The following is a 19,551-nucleotide window of genomic DNA, read 5'->3' as shown; positions in this document are numbered from 1 at the left end:
CGGGGTCGGGGCGGCGGGCGTCCTGCCGGGTGGTCCGGTCGGCGGTGGGGCTTTCGGGGCGGTGAGTCGGGGCCGTGGTGGAGGCGATCGGGCGCGGGAGGGGTATGTGCCGGCCTCCGGGGTTCTGCCGGCGGCGGGTGTCCCGTGGGGCGGAGGGGCCTTCGGGGTGGTGAATCGGCGCCGCGGCGGAGGCGATCGGGCGGCTCGGAGTCACTTGGCGGCTCCCAGGTCCTTGAGCGCCGCGCGGGCCTCCCGGGCGCCCAGGGGGGAGAACCCGGGGTTGAGCCTCAGGGCTTGCCGCAGGTGCTTCTGCGCGGCGTCCTTCTCGCCCGCCGTGTACTCGATCATGCCGCGGTGGTAGAGGAACGTGGCGTTGCGGTAGCCGGTGGCGGTGGCCCGGCGGGTGTACCGCAGGGCCTCCTTGTCGCGGCCGTCGGCGTGCAGGGCCCAGGCCAGGGCGTCCGCGGTGTGGACGGTCTCGCGGCGGTCCCACTCGGCGCGGGCCGCCCGCAGCGCCGCCTTCGCGTCGCCGTGGTCGGCCGCGGCGAGGGCGGTGTCGAGGTCGGCGTTGACGCCGTTGGCCCGCGCCAGCGCCGTCCAGGCGTCGACGAGGGCGTACTGGTCGTCGGCCCGCTCCCGGTCGCCCCGGGCCTCGTACAGCTCGCCCAGTACCACCAGCGGTCCGGGCAGCGGGGACTTCGCCACGACCGCCTCCATCCCCCGCACCGCGCCCTCCCGGTCCCCGTCGGCGGCCTGCGCCCGGGCACGGCCCTCCAGCGCGGGCAGATACGTGTCGTCGGCGGCGAGCGCGCGGGCGAAGTACAGCAGCGCCTCCTCGTAGTCGCCCTGGTTCCAGGCGAGTTGGCCGAGCTGCGTGGCCACGTACGCCACGTCCGGGGCGGCCGTGGCGGAGGCGAGGGCCTGCTTCAGCACGCGCCGCGCGGTCTTCACGTCGCCGCTCAGCTCGTGGACGTACGCGTACCGGGTGAACACCGGTATCCCCGGCCGCCGTTCGTCGGCGAGGTCGGCGGCCTCGGCCGCGTCGTCGTACCGGCCCAGCTCGACCAGGGCGTCGATCCGGCTGGCCAGCGCCCGCTCGCTGTAGGGATTGGCCTTCAGCGCGCGGTCCGCGTACGTGAGGGCGGCCAGGAAGTCGTGCCGGGCCGCGGCCAGGGCGGCCTGACCGGCGAGCGCCTGGTCGTTGCCGGGCCGCAGCTTCAGCGAGCGCTTCAGCGCCCGCTCGGCGTGCGGGTAGCGGGAGGCGTCGCCGGTCGTGCGGGCCTGCTCCACGTACGCGAGCCCGAGGGTCGCCCAGCCGCCGAAGTCCCGCGGCTGTGCGCGCAGATGGGCCTGGAGGGCCTTGACGTCGCCGGACCGCAGGGCCGCCGCCGACACGGGCGAGGTGCTCTGCGGGGGCGCCTCCGACCCGCCCCCGAGGGCCACGGCCCCGCCGGTGAGCGCTACAGCCAACAGCACGGCACACAACCCGAGTTGGGCGCGCGAATTCATGGCCCTCTCCTAGATCACTTACGAAGGAACGGGGTCAGCGGAAGGGGGGTGCGGGGGAGCGGCCCCCGCACCCGGGGGAGGCGAGCGCCTAGTACGCCCGCTCCCGCATCCGCCGCCACCACAGCAGCGCCGCCCCGACCAGCAGGACGCCCAGCGCACCCGCGCCCGCGGACGCCGCGATCAGCGTCGTGTCGGTCGAGCCCCCGGAGGAGGAACCGGCCGGGGAGAGCGCGTCGCCGAGCTGGTTGCGCACGTCGTTGCCGCCGGACACACCCTTGGCCAGCGGACCGCGGGAGCCCTCGGTGGGCAGGGCGACGTAGGGGAAGGCCTTCTCGAACTTCTTGTCGTTCTTGTTGACCGCGTCCCCGAGGTCGTTCTTCGCGCCGACCAGTTCGCCCTCGACCACCTGGAGCGCCGCGTCGATCACGTCGTCAGTGAGCCGGCGCCCGTTCGGGAACCCGGCGTTGTCACCGTCCAGCACACCCAGCCGCTTCGGCTTGGCGGTCGGCTCGATCGAGGTGTTCAGCCGCAGCTGCTCCGAAGGACGCACGTTCGGCGGCTGGTTGAGCCCCTCCACGCCCTTGAGGAAGACATCGACGAGGTCGTTGCGCGGCTCGGCCGGTGCCGGGATCTTGTAGATCCCCTCGATCAGCTTCGGCAGCTCGGGGTTGGTGACGTTCTTCAGGAACTGCCCGTCGTTCCAGGGCGCGCTCGCGTTGAACTTGTCCTTGTCCTTGATCGGGTTGACGACCTCGTTGACCAGCGGCATGCCCAGCCGCGACACCTGGGTGAAGTGCCCCTGCGCGTTCTTGCGCTGGGTCGTGGACCAGATGCCCACGATCGGCTGCTCCGCCGACTCCGTGATCATGTGCGTGGGCACCTGGAGGGCGATGGAGTTGACGTTGTAGCCCTTGAGGGTGTCGCTGCCGACCTCGCTGAGGTTTCCGCCGTACAGCAGGTCGAAGACCCGCAGATCGAGGAAGAAGGGGTCGTCGGCCTGACCGGCGAACGACATGGCGCCGCCCGCCAGGTGGTGCACGGCCTCCTTGCGCAGCTTGGCGTAGTCCGGCATGGACGCCTTGCCGACGTTCGACGGCGCCACCGGTACGTCGTTGGCGATCTTCGTCCGTGAGACCAGCTGCTGGTCCTTCAGCTTCAGCAGGTCGACGTCGTACGTCTGCGTGATGTTCAGGTCGGGGTCGTCGAGGCTCTCGACGGGCCCGGTGTTGTACAGGAACGTCTTCTTGTTCTTCACATGTGTCTTGAACGTGAAGCGGTACAGCAGCTCGCCCTGCGCGTCACCGTTGTTGTCGATGTGGATGTCGTACTGCGCGTCCTCGGCGAACGTGAAGAAGTTCGGTCCGCCGGCCGGCTCCTCGAAGGGGATCCAGTTGGCGACGATCGTCGTCGTGTCCGGCTTGTCCGGGCTGACGAACGCGTACACGTCCGTGTTGTCGTACTGCGGGGTCCCCGAGATCAGCGGGGCCTCCCGGTGACTGGAGGCGGCGGCCGCCCCCGGTTCCAGCGCGGTCACGCCGGCGGCTGCGAGCCCCCCGGCGGCCAGCGCACCACAGATGAGGGTCGCGACGCCCGCGCGTCCCACGCCGTTCCTGGAGTTTGGTGTCATGCCGTCCGTCCTCGGTTCAACTTGCCTGACGCACCGGGATTCGGAGCGGGGCGGGAAGCGGATTGGTCGAACTTGAAAACTCATTTCGAAGGCCCCCGGACCCGCGTTTTCGGCTCTCTGATCCGTAACCCCATCCGGAGGTGGGTGTGTTGCGAATACCTCGTGGGACGGGACGGCCCAGATGCGGTCTCGCGGGAGGGGGAGACGAGTTGGAGGCGGACGAGCTGCTGGTGCTCGTGGCTGGTGGGGATCACAAGGCATTCGAGGAGTTGTACGGGATCGTGTCCGGGCCGGTGTTCGGACTGGTGCGCAGGGTCGTGCGGGACCCCGCCCAGTCGGAGGAGGTGGCACAAGAGGTGCTGCTGGAGATGTGGCGGTCCGCGGCGCGGTTCGACCCCGGCCGGGGCAGCGCCCTGTCCTGGATCCTCACCCTCGCCCACCGCCGGGCCGTGGACCGGGTGCGCAGCGCCCGCGCGGCCGGTGAGCGCGAGCAGCGCGAGGCGCGGCGGGCCCACCACCCCGCCTTCGACCAGGTGTCCGAGGAGGTCGAGGCCGGCCTGGAGCGCGAATGGGTGCGCCGCTGCCTGGACCGGCTCACCAACCTGCAGCGCCAGTCCGTCACCCTCGCCTACTACGACGGCTACACCTACCGTGAGGTCGCCGAGCGGCTGAAGCTGCCGCTGGGCACGGTGAAGACCCGGATGCGGGACGGGCTGACCCGGCTGCGCGAGTGCCTGGGAGGTGCCGCATGAGCCTCTTCCGCCGCGGGAATCTCCACTCCCTCGCCGCCCCCTACGCCCTCGACGCCCTGGAGCAGGGCGAGCGGGACCGCTTCGAAAGACACCTGCGCAAGTGCGAGCGGTGCGCCGCCGAGGTGCGCACCCTGTCCGAGGACGCGGTCCGCCTGGCCTGGTCCACCTCCGCCCCGCCGCCGACCGCGCTGCGCGAACGGGTCATGGCCGCCGTACGGACCACTCCGCAGGAAGGGGCGAGGCTCGCCCGGGAGCCGCAGTTGCCGGCCCATGTGTGGGGGGCCGGGCCGCCGCCGCGGGTGCGGGAGCGGCGGCCGCTGTTCGCGCCGTTCGCCACCGCCACGGCCGCCGCCGCGCTCGTGGTCGCCTCGCTGTTCGCCGTACAGGTGAACGACACGCGCGAGCAGTTGGACGCGGAGCGGGCGCAGGCGCGTGAGATCGCCCACGTTCTGGCCGCTCCGGACGCGCGTGCGAGCACGGGACGGGACGAAGAGGGGCGAAGTATCGGAGTGATCGCCTCCGCATCGGAGGGGAGTGCGGTCGTCACGCTCGGCGGGTACGACGACCCGCCGCAGGGGCGCGTGCATCAGCTGTGGCTCATGCGCCCCGGCGCACAACCGCGCTCCCTCGGGCTCTTCGAGCGCGACACGCCCTTGGTCGCATCCGGTCTCGACACCTCCGCGACGTCACTCGCCGTAACCGTCGAGCCGGGCGGTGGCTCGCCGCAGCCCACGACACAGCCGATCGTCCAACTCGCCCTGAAATCGGTCGGATTCGGAGAGTAATCGGCGACGGGTCGTCAACACCCTTACGGGGAAGGTGAATCCTGTGACCGCGATACACGAGTGCCCCAAGGGGGCGATAGGGTTACCCTGCCCGGGCCGGGTGGACTCGTACGGGTGGGGAGTGACATGGAACAGATAACAGTGCGCAGCAGGGCGAGGGTCCCTGCGATCACCTGCGGGAGCAGCGCGAGCAGTTCGCGCCTCGACCGCCATCTCTCGGTGCTGGCGGGTCCCGCCGTGCCGCAGCAGAAGACGGCCGAGGCGACGTTGCTGATGCGTGAGCTGACCGCGCGTGACACCGCGCACGACGGCAGCGGGAGGGGTGCGCGGGTCCGCCGGGTCTCGCTGTTCGCACCGCTGCGCCGACTGCGCCGTTCGCTGTTCGGCGGGCGTCGCTGACCGACACCGGCAACCCCGCAGGGGCCCGCGCTCAGGCCACCACGCCGTCCCGGCGCAGCGCTGCGATCTCGTCGTCCGCCATCCCCACGGCTCGCAGCAGCGTCCCGGTGTGCTCCCCGAGCGCGGGCACGTCTCCCATCCGTGCCGACTCCCCGCCCGGCAAGGTGATGGGCGGCAGCAACGCTTTCAACGGCCCCACCGGCGTCCCCACCTCCCGCCACCGCTCCCGGGCCGCGAGCTGCGGATGCTCCGCCACCTCGGACAGGTCCCGCAGCCGTGCGCAGGCGATCCCGGCGCCCTCCAGCCGCGCCAGCGCCTCGTCGGTACCGAGCGCGCCCAGCGCCTCGGCGACGTACGCGTCGGTGCGCTGACGGTTGGCCACCCGCGCGGCGTTGGTGGCGAACTCCGGGTCGGTCCCCAACTCCGGGCGCTTGAGCACCTGTTCGGCCAGCCGCCGCCACTCCCGGTCGTTCTGCACCGACAGCAGCACCCGTCCGCCGTCGCCCGTCGGGTAGGCGTCGTAGGGCGCGATCACCGCGTGCGCCAGCCCGGTGCGCTCCGGGGGAGTACCGCCGTGGATGGTGTGGTGCAGCGGATGCCCCATCCACTCGGCCAGGGACTCCAGCATCGACACCTCCACCGGCCCGCCCCGCCCGGTCGTGCCCCGGCGCACCAGCGCCGCGAGCACCCCCGAGAAGGCGTACATGGCCGCCGCGATGTCCGCCGCCGGGATCCCCGCCTTCACTGGCTGCTCCGGCGTCCCGGTCACCGACACCAGACCCGCCTCGCACTGCACGAGCATGTCGTAGGCCCGCTTGTCCGCGTACGGCCCGCCCGATCCGTACCCGGAGATGTCCACCGCGATCAGCCGCGGATGCGCGGCGCACAGAGTGGCGGCGTCCAGCCCCAGCCGCGCCGCCGCCCCGTGCGCGAGGTTCTGCACGAACACATCGGCGTCCGCGACGAGCCGCCGTACGACCTCCAGCCCCCGCGGGTCCTTGAGGTCCAGCGCGATGGACTCCTTGCCCCGGTTGCACCACACGAAGTGCGAGGCCAGCCCCGCGGCGGCGGTGTCGTACCCCCGGGCGAAGTCCCCGCCGTCCACCCGCTCCACCTTGATCACCCGGGCGCCGAGATCGGCGAGCTGCCGAGTGGCGAACGGAGCGGCCACGGCCTGTTCCACGGCGACGACGGTGATTCCGGAGAGGGGCAGCGGTTCCATGCGGATGATCATGCCTCGCAAGCCCCCGCCTTGGCCACGGGGTCAGCTCCATGTGTGCCGGTGTGCGGCCGGGTGGTGATCGGTGCGGGGCGGATCGTCGGGCTCCGCGCCCGATCGGCGATCAGCCCGTGAGGCCGGCGGCCGGCCGACCGGTGGTGGGGGTGCCCCGTCGCACGCGGCCGTGCGCCTCGCGGTCAGCCCCTCGTGTACCGCCGTATGGCCAGTGGGGCGGTGAGGGCGACCAAGACCGCGCTCCACACAAGCGTTCCCGCGACGGGGTGGGTCACCGGCCAGGCGGCGTCCGTGGGCACGGGGGCGGTGCCGGAGAGGTCGCGCAGGGCCGTGGTCAGGGCGCTGATGGGGTTCCACTCCGCCAGGGCGCGGAGCCAGCCCGTCAGGTTCTCCGTCGGGATGTACGCGCTGGACAGCAGGGGGAGGACGAAGGTGACGCTGCCGAGCTGGCCGGCCGCCTCCTCGTTGCGGCTGGCCAGGCCCAGGAGGATGCCGACCCAGGTGCAGGCGAGGCGGAAGAGGAGGAGCAGGGTCAGGGCGGCCAGGGCATCGAGGGCCGTTCCCTCGAAGCGCCAGCCCACGGCCAGGGCGACCAGGAGGAAGGGGATCAGGCCCGCGGCCGTGACCACCAGGTCGGCCGCCGCCTGCCCGAGCGGTACCGCCGCCCGGCTCACCGGGAGCGTGCGCAGTCGGTCCGTGACGCCCCGGTGGGTGTCCTGGGCGGCCTGGAACATGCCGGTCATGATGCCGCCGGAGGCCGTGGCCGCCAGCAGGCCGGGGACCAGGAAGGCGCGGTACTCCGTACCCGGCATGGCGACCGCGCTGCCGAAGACGTAGCCGAAGAACAGCAGCATGGTGATCGGTGTGGTCTGGGTCAGGATCAGCAGCCCGGGGTTGTTCCGGATCCGCCGGAGCTGCCGTCCCAGCAGGGCCGTGCCGTCGTAGGCCAGCGTGCTCATGCCGCGTGCTCCTTGTCGTCGAGGGGGCCGGCGGTGAGCCGGAGGAAGACGTCGTTGAGGGTCGGCGGGCGCAGGCTCGCGTCCAGCAGCGGCACTCCCGCGGCGTCGAGTTCGCGCACCAGCCGGGGGAGGGTGAGCGTGGTGTCGCGGGTGACCGCGCGGACCGCCGCCCGGTCGTGGTCGAAGGCCGGCGCGGACCCGGTCAGCCGGTCCAGTACGGCCGCCGCGCCGGGCAGGGCGTCGGCGTGGGCCACCACCACCTCGGCCTCGGAGCCGATCAGCGCCTTCAGCTCGCGCGGGGCGCCGGTGTGCGCGACCCGCCCCCGGTCCACCAGGGCGATGTCGTCGGCGAGTTGATCGGCCTCCTCCAGATACTGCGTGGTCAGCAGCACGGTCGTGCCCTGGGCCGTCAGCTCGCGCACGGCGTCCCAGATCTGATTGCGGCTCGCGGGGTCGAGACCCGTCGTCGGCTCGTCGAGGAACAGGATCTCCGGCCGCCGCACCAGGCTCGCCGCCAGATCGAGCCGCCGCCGCATCCCGCCCGAGTACGTCGACACCGGCCGGTCCGCGGCCTCGGTCAGCCCGAACCGCTCCAGCAGCTCGGCGCCGCGTCCGCCCGGGTCGCGCAGCCGGTGCAGCCGGGCGAACAGCGACAGGTTCTGGCGCCCGGTGAGATCGCCGTCGACCGAGGAGTCCTGCCCGGTGACGCCGATCCGGCGCCGTATCCGGGCCGGTTCCCGCACCAGGTCGTACCCGGCGACCCGGGCCGAACCGCCGTCCGGCCGCAACAGCGTGGTCAGCAGCCGCACCGCCGTGGTCTTCCCGGCGCCGTTGGGACCGAGGAGCCCGCAGACCGTGCCCTCGGCCACGGCCAAGTCCAGTCCGCGCACGGCACGCACCTCGCCGAAGCGCTTCTCCAGACCTTCACTAAGTACAGCGTACGTAGTAGTCATGCGGCGACCATAGCGCACTACGTACGCTGTACGTAACTAGGATGGGGGGCGAGGTGATGATCCATGGCGGGCCGGTCCGACGAACCCCAGGTGATCTGGGCACGCCCCGAGCGGACCGGGCGTGGCCCCAGGCCCGCCTACAGCCGTGCCGACATCGCTGCGGCGGCGGTCCGCATCGCCGACGCGGACGGCATGGACGCGGTGTCCATGCGGCGGGTCGCGGCCGAGATCGGCTGCGGCACGATGTCGCTGTACAACTACGTGCCGCGCAAGGTCGACCTGTACGAGCTGATGGTCGACCACGTCAGCGGGGAGTACGACCTGTCCCGCCCGCCGAGCGGCGACTGGCGCGCCGACATGACGTACCTGGCCCACCAGGCGCGCGCCATCATGCGGCGGCACCCGTGGGTGGTGCGGATCATGTCCAGCGTCCACGGCATCAGCCCGAACGCCCTGCGCTGTCTGGACTGGTGCCTGGCCGCGCTGGAGGGCCTCGACGTACCGCCGGGCACCAAGCTGGAGCTGTTCGGCATGGTCAACGGCTCGGTGATGACGTTCGTCGCCAATGAGCAGGCGGTGGCCGAGCGGGGCCGTTCGGCGCCGTGGTCGGCGGAGCGGGAGCAGGCCGTGCGCGGGGCGTACCTGGCGGGGCAGGTGGCGACGGGTGCCTACCCGCATCTGGCCGCGCTGTTCGCTGAGGGGGTGGCGCCCGAGGGGGACGCGGATGCGACCTTCGACCGGATGCTGCGGCGCCTGCTCGACAGCTTCGCACCCAAGTGAACGGCGGGGGTCAGATGAGGGTGAACTGCCCCTCGGGCCCCTCTTCGGGGAAGTCCAGCACCGACGCCGGACGGCGCGCCGACTCCGGCACCGGAAGCACGCCCGCCGCGCGCAGCTCCGCCGCCGTGACAGGGTCCGTGAGCGTCAACTCCTCCTGCTGCGGGCGGACTTCGGCCAGCAGCGCCAACACCGTGATCAGTTCCAGGAGTTCGGAGGTCCAGGTCTGCGGCCAGCTCTGCGGACGGACGGCCGCGAGGGTCCCCGGCGGTGCCGTCTCCTCGGTGCGCGCGGCGAACCACTGCTCCAGGACCCGGACGCCGTTCACCTCGTACCCCCAGGCCTCCGGCGGCACCGGGGAGATACGGCCCTCGTCCAGGTGCAGGGTCTCCTCCTCGGCGTCGTAGACGAGGGTGAGCGGACGGCGGGGGAGCGGGGCCCGGACGTACGGGCGGCGTCCGCCGGGCAGTTTGGGCCGCTCCCCGTCCCGGCGCATCAGCCACAGCAGCCGGCGGCCCAACTCCACGCCCCGGGACCAGAGTCCGGGGTCCGCGGTGAGCGGCACGGTCAGCTCGGGACGGGCCGTCGCGAGCGTCCAGGCGAGGAAGTCACCGGCCGTCGGCGCCGTGCCGAGCCGCTCCCCGAGATGCTCCAACAGCCCGGGCGCCACATTGGGTTCCGCCCCGCCGGGGCGCCGGAACAGCGGCCGTACCCGCCCCGGACGCAGCAGCGGAAGCAGCCCGGTGGCGAGCACTCCGCCCGGTGTCTCGACCAGGAACGTCTGGTGTTCGTCCGCCACCCGCCACAGCTCGGGGCGGGCCGCGTCGATCAGCCGGTTGTCGGGGATCAGCCACTGCTCGTCGAAGGGGGCGTGCAGCACCCGCACCGGCTCCGGGCACGGCCCCGAGGCGCGCGCCAGCTTCTCGGTGCCGCCGCTGCCGCCCGGGAGTTGACCCACCGCCGAGTGCAGCGTGCGCGAGCGGCTCGGCTCCAGCAGGGCCTCCCGGTCCGGGCCCTCCGCCTTGACGAAGGCGTCCCAGCGGGCCTTCAGGCAGCCCGAGTCGGGGCCCGTCGGCCACCCCCGGCCCAGCCGAAGCGGTGCGACGGACCACGGCATGAGATCCGCCAGCGGCGGGGCGTCGTCGCGCGTCACGGGGGGCATGGTACGTCCTGCGCCGGACCCATCGGCTAGGTAGCCTCCAAGGTCACCGTGAAGGAGAAGCGGTCGCCCCGGTAGTGGATGACGGCCACGTCCAGCACGCGGCCCTGCGAGTCGTAGGTCACGCCCGTGTAGTGCAGGATCGGGCTCAGCAGCGGCACTTCCAGCAGCCGGGCCGTCTCCGGGTCGGCCAGGCGCGCCTCCACCGTGTCCGTGATGCGGCTGATGTCCGCGCCCACCACATCGCGCAGCACCTTCGTCATCGGCCAGCGTGCGAGGTCGGCCGGGTCGACGCGCTCGGCCAGCTCGGGGCGGACGTAGTTGCGGGCGTGGTTCGTCGGCTCGCCGGTCTTCTCGTCACCGCGCAGACGGTGGTAGGTGGCCACCTCCTCCAGGTCCGGGAAGTACTCCGACAGCTCCCCCGGCACCGGGCCCCTGCCGTGCTCCAGCAGCCGGGCCGCCATGCCCGACTGCTGTGCCACGATCGCGTCCACCGACCCCAGCAGCCGTACCGGCGCCCCGCGCTGCACATGCGGTTCGATGAACGTGCCCCGGCGCCGGTGGCGGGTGATCAGCCCCTCGTCCTCCAGTTCCTTCAGCGCCTGCCGCATGGTCAGCACGCTCACGCCGTAGTGCCCGGCCAGCTGCTCCTCGGTGGGCAGGCGCAGCGGGTCCTGGGGCCGGCGGCCGAGTATCGAGGCCCGCAGCGACTGCGAGACCTGGTACCACAGCGGCAGCTTGCGGTTGAGGACGATGGAGTCCGGGGCGAAGGAGGTCACGGGGCCATCCGTACCGGCAGGAGTTGATCAGTGCAAGGGGCGGAAGTGCCGTTCGAGGCCCCGCCACACGTCGTCGTAGCGCTGCTGCAGGTGGTCCGCCCCCGCCGCCTGCGCGGTCAGCGCCACCGGCCAGCGCGTCTCGAACATGAACGCCAGCCCGTCGTCGAGCTTCTGCGGCTTCAGCTCGGCGGCGCTCGCCCGGTCGAAGGTCTCCCGGTCCGGGCCGTGCGCCGACATCATGTTGTGCAGCGACCCCCCACCCGGCACGAACCCTTCCGCCTTGGCGTCGTAGGCGCCCTCGATCAGGCCCATGTACTCGCTCATCACGTTCCGGTGGAAGTACGGCGGCCGGAAGGTGTCCTCGCCGACCAGCCAGCGCGGCGCGAACACCACGAAGTCGACCCCGGCCAGGCCCGGGGTGTCGGAGGGGGAGGTGAGCACCGTGAAGATCGACGGGTCCGGGTGGTCGTAGGAGATGGTCCCCATGACGTTGAAACGGCGCAGGTCGTACACGTACGGCACATGGTTGCCGTGCCAGGCGACCACGTCGAGCGGGGAGTGGCCGTACTGAGCCCGCCAGAGGTTGCCGCAGAACTTGTTGACCACCTCCACCGGCCCCTCGACGTCCTCGTACGCGGCGACGGGCGCCTTGAAGTCCCGCGCGTTGGCAAGGCCGTTGGCGCCGATCGGGCCGAGGTCGGGGAGCTGGAAGGGGGTGCCGTAGTTCTCGCAGACGTAGCCGCGGGCCGTCGCGTCCAGCAGCTCCACCCGGAACCGCACCCCGCGCGGGATCAGCGCCACATGCCCCGGCTCGGCGTGCAGCAGTCCGAACTCGGTGCGCAGCAGCAGCCCGCCGCGCTCCGGCACGATCAGCAGCTCCCCGTCGGCGTCGCTGAAGACCCGGTCCATGGAGGTATTGGCGTGGTACAGGTGCACGGCGATGCCGCTGCGCTGGGTGGCGTCGCCGTTGCCGCCGAGCGTCCACAGGCCGGCCAGGAAGTCGGTGCCGGGGGCGGGGTCGGGCAGCGGGTTCCAGCGCAGCCGGTTCGGGTCGGGCACGGTCTCGGTGAAGGGCGCCGTACGGATCGCGCCGTTGTCGACGCGGGTGAACGCCGGGTGCGCCGCCGAGGGGCGGATCCGGTACAGCCACGAACGGCGGTTGTTCGCGCGCGGCTCGGTGAACGCCGCACCGCTCAACTGCTCCGCGTACAGCCCGAGGGGCGCGCGCTGCGGGGAGTTGCGGCCCACCGGAAGGGCGCCGGGCACCGCCTCGGAGGTGTGCTCGTTGCCGAACCCGAGGAGGTACGACAGCCCCTCCGCGGTCTTCCGCGCGTCCCCAGTCATCTTCGCTCCCTTGGCGTCGGAATCCTATGCATCACCGTAGGATTGCGGATGATCAGGCGCAAGAGGGAGGCCGTTGTCATCACTGGGGACGACTCGAACCCGACTCCAGGGGGATTCGAGTGTCGGACCCTTGTTCTACGCTCCAAGACATGTCGTGGACGCGGGGACCACTTGCCGCGCTCGCGGTCTGTGTCCTGCTGGTGACCGGATCCGCGGGCTGCGGCACCAGTGGCACAGAGGGTGAGAGAAAGGGCCGTTCGGCCTCGACGGTCGGCGAGCTGCTCGACGACTCCGACGAGCAGGGCAGGCTCTATCGCGAGGTGGACGCGGACCAGGCGCCCGAGGTCGGCGTCGAGGTCGAGCCGAACGACGACGACAGCTGGGACGTCCGGCTGACCGTCCGCGGCTTCCGCTTCTCGCCCGCCGGTACCAAGGAGTCACCGGTCGCCGGGCAGGGCCTGGCCCACCTCTACCTCGACGGCAAGCTGGTCGCCAAGCTGCGCGGCCCCGCCTACCGGCTCCCCGCCGAGCTGGTCCCGCGCGGCACGCACCAGCTCACCGCCCGGCTCTACGCCGACGACGGCACGGTGTGGGCCACGGACGGCGAGCCGATCGAGAGCACGGCCGACCTCACGGCGTCCGAGACCGACCCTTCGATGAGTGCAGGGGCCACCCGAGTACGTAGTGGAGGGCAAGGTTCACCGGACCGCGCCGGAAAGGCATCATGATGCCCGTGCCCCACGCGACCTCGCTCCGACGTGCGCCCGTCCAGCGGCGCAGTGCCGAACGGCTGACCCGCATCCTCGACGCCTGCGCCGACCTCCTCGACGAGGTCGGCTACGACGCCCTGAGCACCCGCGCCGTCGCCGAGCGGGCCGGTGTGCCGATCGGGTCGGTCTACCGCTTCTTCGGCAACAAGCGCCAGATGGCCGACGCCCTGGCCCAGCGCAACCTCGACCGGTACGCCGAGCGGGTCGCCGAACGCCTGCGTGACGGCGGCGGCCGGGACTGGCGGACCGCCATGGACGCCGTGCTGGACGAGTACATCCTGATGAAGCGGACCGCGCCCGGCTTCTCCCTGGTCGACTTCGGCAACCAGATACCCATCGGCAGCCGCCGGTCGGAACCCAACCACCGCGTCGCCGACCGTCTCACCGACCTGCTCTCCGGCTATCTCGACCGCACCCCCGACGAGGACATGCGGCGGGTCTTCCTGGTCGCCGTGGAGACCGCCGACACCCTCGTCCACCTGGCCTTCCGGGTCTCCCCGGAGGGCGACGAGGCGATCATCGAGGAGGCCCGCGTGCTGCTGCGGGCCTATCTGGCGCGGGTACTGGACTGAACGGTTCGCCGGGACCGGTCGCCGACGACCCCTCCCCTCCATCCCTACCGGTCGGTATGCTCGCCCGTGTGACAGGCACCGCTGCCCCGGGAGGACCCGTGTCCCGCACCGCCCTGCGTATCTGCCCCCTGTGCGAGGCCACCTGCGGGCTGACCCTCACCATCGAGGGATCCCGGGTCACCGGTGCCCGGGGTGACCGCGACGATGTGTTCAGCGCCGGGTTCATCTGCCCCAAGGGGGCCTCCTTCGGGGCCGTCGACGGGGATCCGGACCGCCTCACCGGGCCGCTCGTGCGCAGGGACGACGAACTGCGCGAGGCCACCTGGGAGGAGGCCTTCGACGCCGTCGCCGCCGGAATCCGGCCCCTCGTCGAGCGGTACGGTCCGAACACCGTGGGCATCGTCCTCGGCAACCCCAACGTCCACACCGTGGCCGGTGCCCTCTACCCGCCCGTCCTGATCGGCGCGCTCGGCACGCGCAGCCTGTTCAGCGCCTCCACCGTCGACCAGATGCCCAAGCATGTGTCGAGCGGCCTGCTGTACGGCGACGCCAACGCCATCCCGGTGCCCGATCTGGACCGTACGGACCATCTGCTGCTCATCGGCGCCAACCCCCTTGAGTCCAACGGCAGTCTGTGCACCGCCCCCGACTTCCCCGGCCGCCTCAAGGCGCTCAAGGCCCGCGGCGGCACCCTCACCGTCATCGACCCCCGCCGCACCCGCACCGCCAAGCTCGCCGACCGGCACGTCGCCGTCCGCCCCGACACCGACGCGCTGCTGCTGGCCGCCATGGTCACCGTGCTGTTCGAGGAAGGGCTGGTCGACACGGGGGAGCTGGCCCCCCATCTGCTGGGCGTCGAGGAACTCCGGGGCGCACTGGCGGACTTCACGCCCGAGTCCGTCTCCGGGGCCTGCGACGTCGACGCCGGACTCGTCCGTACCCTCGCCCGGGAACTCGCCGCCGCCCCGACCGGCGTCGTCTACGGCCGTATCGGCACCTGCACCGTCGCCCACGGCACCCTGGCCAGCTGGCTGGTGGACGTGCTCAACATCCTCACCGGCAACCTCGACCGGCCCGGCGGCGCCCTCTTCCCCCAGGCCGCCACCGACAGGACGCCCCGGCCCGCCGGCCCCGGGCGCGGCTTCCAGCTCGGCCGCTGGACCTCACGGGTGAGCCATCACCCCGAGGCCAAGGGGGAGTTGCCGCTCTCCGCGCTCGCCGAGGAGATCGACACCGTCACCGAGGAGGGCGAGCCGGTGCGGGCGGTCATCACTGTCGCCGCCAACCCCGTCCTCTCCGCCCCCGACGGCGACCGGCTCGACAAGGCGCTGGCCGGACTGGACTTCATGGTCAGCGTCGACCCGTACCTCAACGAGACCTCCCGCCACGCCCACGTGGTGCTGCCCCCGCCGCCGCCCTCCCGGAGCCCGCACCACGACTTCGCCTTCAACACCCTCGCCATCCGCAACCAGGTCCGCTACAGCCCCGCCGCCGTCCCCCTGGAGCCCGGCCGCATGGCCGAGACGGAGATCATGGCCCGGCTCGTCCTCGCGGTGAGCGGTATGCACGGCGCCGAACCGGACGCCGTCGACGGGATGGTCATCGACCAGACCCTCGGCAAGGCCGTCAAGGAACCCCACTCCCCGGTCCACGGCCGCGACCCGCGCGAACTCGCCGGGCAGCTCACCGGCGCCACCGGCCCCGAGCGACGGCTCGACATGATGCTCCGCCTCGGCCCCTACGGCGACGGCTTCGGCGTACGCCCCGACGGGCTGACCCTGGAGAAGCTGCGCGCGCACCCGCACGGCATCGACCTCGGGCCGCTCAGGCCCCGGCTGCCGCAGCCGCTGAAGACCCGCAGCGGAAAGGTCGAGCTGCTGCCCGGGCCGATCGCCGACGACCTGCCACGCCTGCGCGAGGCCCTGCGCCGGCGCCCCGACGGGCTGGTCCTCGTCGGCCGCCGCCATCTGCGCTCCAACAACAGCTGGATGCACAACGTGCCCGCCCTCACCGGCGGTTCGAACCGCTGCACCGTGCACATCCACCCCGAGGACGCGGCACGGCTCGGCGTCCGGGACGGGGCGGCCGTACGGCTCAAGGGGGCCGGAGGCGAGATCACCGCGCCCGCCGAGGTCACCGACGCCGTGCGCCCCGGCGTGGTCAGCCTGCCGCACGGCTGGGGCCACGACCGGCCGGGGACCCGGATGAACCACGCCCGCAAGGACCCCGGCGCCAACGTCAACCAGCTCCTCGACGGCAGCCTGCTCGACCCGCTGTCCGGCAACGCGGTGCTCAACGGTGTGCCCGTCCAGCTCACCGCGCTGACCTGAGCAAAGCTCTGACCTGGGGTTTTGCCCATATTGCTCGGACGTCAACGTCTTGCTGACGCCCTCTGTGGAGACCTAACGTCATCGCACCGCCGGCCCTGGTGGGATGTTCAAGGGCGAACGTTAGGTATCCACTCATGCTGACCATCCTCGGCTTCGCCATGATCGCGACCTTCCTGGTCCTGATCATGATGAAGAAGATGTCACCGATCGCGGCGCTCGTGCTGATCCCGGCATTGTTCTGCGTCTTCGTCGGAAAGGGCGCCCACCTCGGTGACTACGTCATCGACGGCGTCACCGGCCTCGCCCCCACCGCGGCGATGCTCATGTTCGCGATCGTCTACTTCGGTGTGATGATCGACGTCGGCCTCTTCGACCCGATCGTGCGCGGGATCCTGAGGTTCGCCAAGGCCGACCCGATGCGGATCGTCGTCGGTACGGCCGTCCTCGCGGCGATCGTCTCCCTCGACGGCGACGGCTCCACCACCTTCATGATCACCGTCTCGGCGATGTACCCGCTGTACAAGCGCCTGAAGATGAGCCTGGTCGTGATGACCGGCGTCGCCGCCATGGCCAACGGCGTGATGAACACGCTGCCCTGGGGCGGCCCCACCGCGCGTGCCGCGACCGCCCTGAAGGTCGACGCCAGCGACATCTTCGTCCCGATGATCCCGGCGCTCCTGGTCGGCCTGCTGTTCGTCCTCGTCCTGTCCTACGTGCTCGGCCTGCGCGAGCGGCGGCGGCTCGGGGTGCTCACGCTCAAGGAGGCGCTGGAGCCGCAGGAGGCGGAGACAGTGCTGGTCGGGGCGGGTGGCTCCGGCTCCGGCTCCGGCTCCGAGAAGAGCACCGTGAGCGCCGGCACCGGCGCCGAGGACGTGGAGGACGACTTCCGCGGCCTGGACCCCGAGCGCGACACCCTGCGGCCCAAGCTGTACTGGTTCAACGCGCTGCTCACGGTCTCCCTCCTCACCGCCATGATCATGGAGTGGCTGCCGATCCCGGTGCTGTTCCTGCTCGGCGCCGCGCTCGCCCTCAGCGTCAACTTCCCGCGCATCCCCGACCAGAAGGCCCGGCTCGCCGCCCACGCCGACAACGTCCTGAACGTCTCCGGCATGGTCTTCGCCGCCGCCGTCTTCACCGGCGTCCTCCAGGGCACCGGCATGGTCGACAGCATGGCCACGTGGATGGTGGACGTCATCCCCGAGGGCATGGGCCCGCACATGACCCTGGTCACCGGTCTGCTGAGCCTGCCGCTCACCTACTTCATGTCCAACGACGGCTTCTACTTCGGCGTCCTGCCGGTCCTCGCCGAGGCCGGCGCCGCGCACGGCATCTCGCCGCTGGAGATGGCCCGCGCCTCGCTGGTCGGCCAGCCGCTGCACATGTCGAGCCCGCTCGTCCCGGCCGTCTACGTCCTGGTCGGCATGGCCAGGGTGGAGTTCGGCGACCACACCCGGTTCGTGGTGAAGTGGGCCGCGGCCACCTGCCTGGTGATCCTCGGCGCGGGCATCCTGTTCGGCACCATCTGACCCGTCCTACGGAGGAATCCGCTCATGGCGCCCGGTGGGAACCGCGGCTGGCTGCTCCGCCTCGTCATCGCCTTCAGCTTCGCGCAGGGGGCGGTGTCGATGGCCCGGCCCGCCGTCTCCTACCGGGCGCTCGCGCTGGGCGCGGACGAGCGGGCGGTCGGTGTCATCGCGGGCGTGTACGCGCTGCTGCCCCTGTTCGCGGCGGTGCCCCTGGGCCGCCGTACCGACCACGGCCGCTGCGCACCCCTGCTGCCGGTCGGAGTGCTGCTGATCTCCGGCGGCTGCGCGCTGAGCGGCCTCGCGGACTCCCTGTGGGCCATGGCCCTGTGGAGCGGGGTGATGGGCCTCGGCCACCTCTGCTTCGTCATCGGCGCGCAGTCGCTGGTCGCCCGCCAGTCGGCGCCGCACGAACAGGACCGCAACTTCGGCCACTTCACCATCGGTGCCTCGCTGGGCCAGCTCGTCGGCCCCGTCGCGGCGGGCGCGCTGATCGGCGGCCACGACATGGCGGGCACGAGTGCGCTGGCGCTGCTGGTGGCGGGCGCGGGGGCGGCTGTCGCGTGCGGCTCGCTGTGGCGCATCGAGGACCGCCGTACGGCACCCGGGTCCCGTGCCGCGAAGGGCGGCCGGGTCCCCGTCCACCGCATCCTGCGCGCCCGGGGTGTACCGGCGGGGATGCTGATCAGCCTCTCGGTCCTGTCCGCGACCGACGTGCTGACCGCTTACCTGCCGGTGGTCGGCGAACACCGGGGCATCTCACCGGCGGTGATCGGGGTACTCCTGAGCCTCCGGGCGGCGGCCACGATCGCCTGTCGACTGGTGCTGACCCCGCTGCTGCGTCTGATGGGCCGCACGGCGCTGCTGACGGTGACGTGTCTGCTGGCGGCCGTACTGTGCGCGGGCGTCGCCCTCCCGGTCCCGGTGTGGGCGCTGGCCTCGATGCTCACGGTCCTGGGCTTCTGCCTGGGCGTGGGCCAGCCGCTCTCCATGACGACGGTGGTGCAGGCGGCCCCCGACGGCGCCCGCTCCACGGCGCTGGCCCTGCGTCTGACGGGCAACCGTCTGGGCCAGGTGGCCGCTCCGGCGACGGCGGGCCTGGTGGCGGGCGTCGCGGGGGTGGCGGCACCGTTCGTGATGCTGGGCGCGCTGCTGCTGGCCTCCGCGGGGGTGGCCCTGCGGACTCCGGCGGGGCCGGGCCGTGGGGGAGCGGAGGGTGCGGCGCCGCGCGGGGCGCGGGCGGCCGTGAGTCGTAGGGGCGGTGGCTGACGGGGAGGGCTGTGAGCCGTAAGAGCGATCGTTGACGCCCCGCAGGGCGCGGCGCGGCGCCTCCCCGGCCTGTATGTGACAAAGAGTCAGATGAAGCTCGATTTGTACGACAATCATCCTGACTCGGAGGATCTGCATGCCCACCAGCTCCCTTCCCCGCCGCGCGGCGGCACGCACGGCCGCTCTGGCGGCTCTGACCCTTGCCGGGACGGCCCTCGCCGGGGCACCCGCCGCTCTCGCCCAGCCGGGTGGTGACAACGGGGACGTCAAGATCCACGAGGTGGGCACCCCCTTCGACGACCAGCGCAACGAGCCGAAGGTCTGCGACTTCTACCTCGCCGCGTTCAACTTCGACCCCGAAGAACGGGTCACCTGGACCATCCGGACTCAGCCGGAGGTCTCGGGCGGCGCCCAACTGCCCAACGCGACCCACCCCGACAACACCGTCACCATCGAGCAGGACGGCACCGCGCAGACCATCCCGCTCGCCCTGCCCGACGGGCAGTACAAGCTGACCTGGACGACCAACCTCGGCCACGGCGCGGGCAAGCACAAGGTCTTCAAGGTCGACTGCCCGATCTCCAAGCCCACGGCGCCCCCCGGCCCGAACGGCGGTCCGCCGGCCGGCGGTGGCGGGATCGCGCGCGACGACGCCTTCGGCCCCGTCGCCGGTGCCGCCGCGGTGGGCCTCGCCGCGGTGACCGGTGTGGTGTGGTTCCGGCTCCGTCGGCGGTCGCATGGCGCGTGAGCGGTCCGCCGCGAACGCAGCCGGTTCGCCCAGGGGCCGGGCACGCCGCCCGGCCCCGCACC

The 19,551-nt window shown here is 72.3% G+C and carries 19 protein-coding genes; 10 read left to right on the top strand and 9 right to left on the bottom strand.

Going from position 1 to position 19,551, the window contains the following annotated elements:
• The 3 genes from GA0115233_RS41525 to GA0115233_RS36140 form a co-directional block, all read right to left on the bottom strand.
• Positions 1 to 214, bottom strand: a 214-nt coding sequence (locus GA0115233_RS41525) for a hypothetical protein (RefSeq protein ID WP_218063613.1), incomplete at its 3' end; no start/stop codon positions are given.
• Complete coding sequence (locus GA0115233_RS36145; protein WP_093724569.1) at positions 211 to 1,509, bottom strand: tetratricopeptide repeat protein; 1,299 nt, start codon at positions 1,507 to 1,509, stop codon at positions 211 to 213. The genes GA0115233_RS36145 and GA0115233_RS41525, both read right to left, overlap by 4 nt.
• An 88-nt stretch (positions 1,510 to 1,597) precedes the next feature.
• Positions 1,598 to 3,136 carry a DUF4331 domain-containing protein gene (locus GA0115233_RS36140; protein WP_093724568.1) on the bottom strand — a complete coding sequence of 513 codons (1,539 nt, stop codon included), beginning with the start codon at positions 3,134 to 3,136 and terminating at the stop codon, positions 1,598 to 1,600.
• A 209-nt stretch (positions 3,137 to 3,345) separates the two neighbouring features.
• Here GA0115233_RS36140 and GA0115233_RS36135 point away from each other — a divergent pair, with 209 nt between their 5' ends.
• From GA0115233_RS36135 to GA0115233_RS36125, 3 genes are all read left to right on the top strand, one after another.
• A complete protein-coding gene (locus GA0115233_RS36135; RefSeq protein WP_093724567.1) occupies positions 3,346 to 3,888 on the top strand; it encodes a sigma-70 family RNA polymerase sigma factor in 543 nt (180 codons plus the stop codon).
• Positions 3,885 to 4,673 carry an anti-sigma factor gene (locus tag GA0115233_RS36130; protein WP_093724566.1) on the top strand — a complete coding sequence of 263 codons (789 nt, stop codon included), beginning with the start codon at positions 3,885 to 3,887 and terminating at the stop codon, positions 4,671 to 4,673. The genes GA0115233_RS36135 and GA0115233_RS36130 overlap by 4 nt, the downstream gene beginning before the upstream one ends.
• A 126-nt stretch (positions 4,674 to 4,799) precedes the next feature.
• Complete coding sequence (locus tag GA0115233_RS36125) at positions 4,800 to 5,072, top strand: hypothetical protein (protein ID WP_093724565.1); 273 nt, start codon at positions 4,800 to 4,802, stop codon at positions 5,070 to 5,072.
• Between the two features lie 31 nt (positions 5,073 to 5,103).
• Here the strand turns inward: GA0115233_RS36125 and GA0115233_RS36120 are convergent, their stop codons facing one another.
• The 3 genes from GA0115233_RS36120 to GA0115233_RS36110 form a co-directional block, all read right to left on the bottom strand.
• Positions 5,104 to 6,306: a CaiB/BaiF CoA transferase family protein gene (locus tag GA0115233_RS36120; RefSeq protein ID WP_176712059.1), complete on the bottom strand. Its 1,203-nt coding sequence runs from the start codon at positions 6,304 to 6,306 to the stop codon at positions 5,104 to 5,106.
• A gap of 182 nt (positions 6,307 to 6,488) precedes the next feature.
• A complete protein-coding gene (locus tag GA0115233_RS36115; RefSeq protein WP_093724564.1) occupies positions 6,489 to 7,265 on the bottom strand; it encodes an ABC transporter permease in 777 nt (258 codons plus the stop codon).
• Positions 7,262 to 8,218: an ATP-binding cassette domain-containing protein gene (locus tag GA0115233_RS36110; RefSeq protein WP_093724563.1), complete on the bottom strand. Its 957-nt coding sequence runs from the start codon at positions 8,216 to 8,218 to the stop codon at positions 7,262 to 7,264. Before GA0115233_RS36110 ends, GA0115233_RS36115 begins: the two co-directional genes overlap by 4 nt.
• 63 nt (positions 8,219 to 8,281) lie before the next feature.
• Here GA0115233_RS36110 and GA0115233_RS36105 point away from each other — a divergent pair, with 63 nt between their 5' ends.
• Positions 8,282 to 8,998 carry a TetR/AcrR family transcriptional regulator gene (locus GA0115233_RS36105; protein ID WP_093724562.1) on the top strand — a complete coding sequence of 239 codons (717 nt, stop codon included), beginning with the start codon at positions 8,282 to 8,284 and terminating at the stop codon, positions 8,996 to 8,998.
• Between the two features lie 10 nt (positions 8,999 to 9,008).
• Here GA0115233_RS36105 and GA0115233_RS36100 read toward each other — a convergent pair whose 3' ends face one another.
• From GA0115233_RS36100 to hmgA, 3 genes are read right to left on the bottom strand one after another with little or no spacing between them, the layout of a single operon-like run.
• Positions 9,009 to 10,157 (bottom strand): type ISP restriction/modification enzyme, encoded by a 1,149-nt coding sequence (locus tag GA0115233_RS36100; protein ID WP_176712058.1) that lies wholly within the window; start codon positions 10,155 to 10,157, stop codon positions 9,009 to 9,011.
• Positions 10,158 to 10,183: 26 nt separating this feature from the next.
• On the bottom strand, positions 10,184 to 10,933 hold the full coding sequence (locus tag GA0115233_RS36095) for a GntR family transcriptional regulator (protein ID WP_093724561.1): 750 nt from the start codon (positions 10,931 to 10,933) through the stop codon (positions 10,184 to 10,186).
• A 27-nt stretch (positions 10,934 to 10,960) separates the two neighbouring features.
• The gene (gene hmgA, locus GA0115233_RS36090) at positions 10,961 to 12,277 is read right to left on the bottom strand and encodes a homogentisate 1,2-dioxygenase (protein WP_093724560.1); all 1,317 of its coding nucleotides are present in this window, start codon (positions 12,275 to 12,277) and stop codon (positions 10,961 to 10,963) included.
• Positions 12,278 to 12,426: 149 nt separating this feature from the next.
• On the opposite strand from hmgA, the gene GA0115233_RS36085 reads away from it, so the two are divergent.
• From GA0115233_RS36085 to GA0115233_RS36060, 6 genes are all read left to right on the top strand, one after another.
• Complete coding sequence (locus GA0115233_RS36085; protein ID WP_093724559.1) at positions 12,427 to 13,005, top strand: hypothetical protein; 579 nt, start codon at positions 12,427 to 12,429, stop codon at positions 13,003 to 13,005.
• On the top strand, positions 13,002 to 13,619 hold the full coding sequence (locus tag GA0115233_RS36080; protein WP_093724558.1) for a TetR/AcrR family transcriptional regulator: 618 nt from the start codon (positions 13,002 to 13,004) through the stop codon (positions 13,617 to 13,619). The genes GA0115233_RS36085 and GA0115233_RS36080 overlap by 4 nt, the downstream gene beginning before the upstream one ends.
• Positions 13,620 to 13,717: 98 nt before the next feature.
• A complete protein-coding gene (locus GA0115233_RS36075) occupies positions 13,718 to 15,949 on the top strand; it encodes a molybdopterin oxidoreductase family protein (RefSeq protein ID WP_093724557.1) in 2,232 nt (743 codons plus the stop codon).
• A gap of 98 nt (positions 15,950 to 16,047) precedes the next feature.
• A complete protein-coding gene (locus GA0115233_RS36070) occupies positions 16,048 to 17,475 on the top strand; it encodes a CitMHS family transporter (protein ID WP_308313533.1) in 1,428 nt (475 codons plus the stop codon).
• A 24-nt stretch (positions 17,476 to 17,499) separates the two neighbouring features.
• On the top strand, positions 17,500 to 18,741 hold the full coding sequence (locus GA0115233_RS36065; RefSeq protein ID WP_093724555.1) for an MFS transporter: 1,242 nt from the start codon (positions 17,500 to 17,502) through the stop codon (positions 18,739 to 18,741).
• A 136-nt stretch (positions 18,742 to 18,877) separates the two neighbouring features.
• The gene (locus tag GA0115233_RS36060) at positions 18,878 to 19,489 is read left to right on the top strand and encodes a hypothetical protein (RefSeq protein WP_093724554.1); all 612 of its coding nucleotides are present in this window, start codon (positions 18,878 to 18,880) and stop codon (positions 19,487 to 19,489) included.
• Positions 19,490 to 19,551: the final 62 nt, after the last annotated feature.

Source organism: Streptomyces sp. DI166, from assembly GCF_900091315.1.
Lineage (GTDB): Bacteria > Actinomycetota > Actinomycetes > Streptomycetales > Streptomycetaceae > Streptomyces > Streptomyces fuscus.
Note: the sequence above shows the minus strand (reverse complement) of the source record. Positions and strands in the feature narration are given on the sequence as shown.